This is a genomic window from Streptomyces narbonensis (genome assembly GCF_014649015.1).
Classification (GTDB): domain Bacteria; phylum Actinomycetota; class Actinomycetes; order Streptomycetales; family Streptomycetaceae; genus Streptomyces; species Streptomyces narbonensis.
Window position 1 is genome coordinate 1 of sequence record NZ_BMSF01000057.1, and the last position, 1,805, is coordinate 1,805.

Here is a 1,805-nt window from a genome sequence, read left to right on the forward strand (position 1 = left end):
GGGACACCGTATAAACGCCTGTAACATGTGTTTTTGGAAATTTTTGAAAAAAATTGTCCAGATCTACCACTTTTAGGGGCTTTTAAGGGCTGAAACCGCCTAGAATCCATGATTTCATTAGTCATCCCCCCGAGAACATATGACCATTATAGGGGGGCCATTTTAGGGGGCCATTTTAGGGGCCATATTAGGGGGCATTTTAGGGGGCCATTTTAGGGGGCTATATCCTTTAAATGAGCTGTACCGTATAAACGCTTGTAACTTGTGTTATTGGAAAAATTTGACAAAATTTGTCTAGATACACCACTTTAAGGGACTTTTAAGGTCTGAAACCATCTAGAATCCCTGATTCCATTCTTTAGCATTCTGTTACCACCTCCTTGTGACCCCTCCCCCCAAAGGGACACCGTATAAACGCCTGTAACTTGTGTTATTTGAAAAAATTGACAAAATTTGTCTAGATGTATCACTTTAAAGGACTTTTAAGGTCAGAAACCGTCTAGAATCCCTGATTCCACTTTCAAGAATTTTGTAATCCCCCTCTTGTGATCTACCCCCCCCACCCAAAGGAACACCATATAAACGCCTGTTACTTGTGTTTTTTGAAAAATTTGATAAAATTTGTCTAGATGTACCACTTCAAGGGACTTTTAGGGTTAGAAACTGCTTAGAATCCCTGATTCCACTCTCTAGCATTATTTTAGCCCCCTTTGTTTTGGAGTAATTAACACGATTTGTCTAGATTTACCACTTTGGTTTGGAAGGTAAGGGAGCTTCACCCCCCTTTCAAATCTTTCAAAAAACAAACTTTACCACCCCTCCAAATCACCAGTGACTTCTACAGATACCTAGGATAATACCAGGGACCTAGGAACCAGTCAATTATAAATTGCCCCCGAAGGGAGTATACTTGCTTGTAGATTCTTTTTTCTTACATATCTTAACTGAATTTTCACAAGTACTCTTCATTTTTTCTCCTTTATTCTACATATATTCTTTCCCTTCAACATTCTCCTTTTTTGTTTAGTCTTCTTTTTTCTTCAAAATTCCATCTGTCTCAATTTCAAAATTTTTACCATCCTCTTCTTTATCTCTTTTCATTACTTTGAGTACTTAAGACGTGTGCTCTTCCGATCTATGATATTTACCAATTACATCACCAACTACCCGTGCTGATTTTAAATACTTTTTATTCCATATATTATTTAATTCGTGCATAGCAAAGATCACACGGCGATGTACAGGTTTTAAGCCGTCCCGTATATCTGGAATAGCTCTTCCAATAATTACGCTCATTGCATAATCTAAATAAGATTGTTTTATTTCATCTTCAATTGTTTCATCTTCATATGTAATTGGTAAACTTTCTTTATTTTTTTCAAACATATAATTCCTAAATTTTATACTTACTAAGTACACTTATCACATCAAATTTAATATTAATAATTAAATCTTTAAATAATTTAAATGCTTCTTTTTTATATTCTTCTATAGGATTTTTTTGTACATAGCCTCTAAGGTGAATACTACTCATTATATAATCCAACATTTGTAAATGTTCTTTCCATCTTATATCATAGACTTGTAATATAGTTTGTTTTTTTAAAATTTTTATTTTTTCTTTATCAACTTTTTTCCAATAAGATTTATATATTTTATTATATTTATCTTTTATTTTATTAATTATAATTATATATCCATTTTTATATGAGAAAATATATTTATTTTTTTTTATCCATTTATATATATTTATATTTAATATTTTTTTTATATTTATTACTAAATTAGTTATATTATATTTTTTA

General features: G+C 31.6%; 2 protein-coding genes. Both read right to left on the minus strand.

The window, feature by feature from the left end; all coding sequences use genetic code 11:
- Positions 1–1,113 precede the first annotated feature (1,113 nt).
- A complete protein-coding gene (locus IE124_RS36165) occupies positions 1,114–1,386 on the minus strand; it encodes a DNA gyrase subunit A (protein ID WP_502266938.1) in 273 nt (90 codons plus the stop codon).
- 7 nt (positions 1,387–1,393) lie between these two features.
- Positions 1,394–1,805 (minus strand): hypothetical protein (locus IE124_RS36170; protein ID WP_229833165.1); only part of this gene is annotated, 412 nt, incomplete at its 5' end.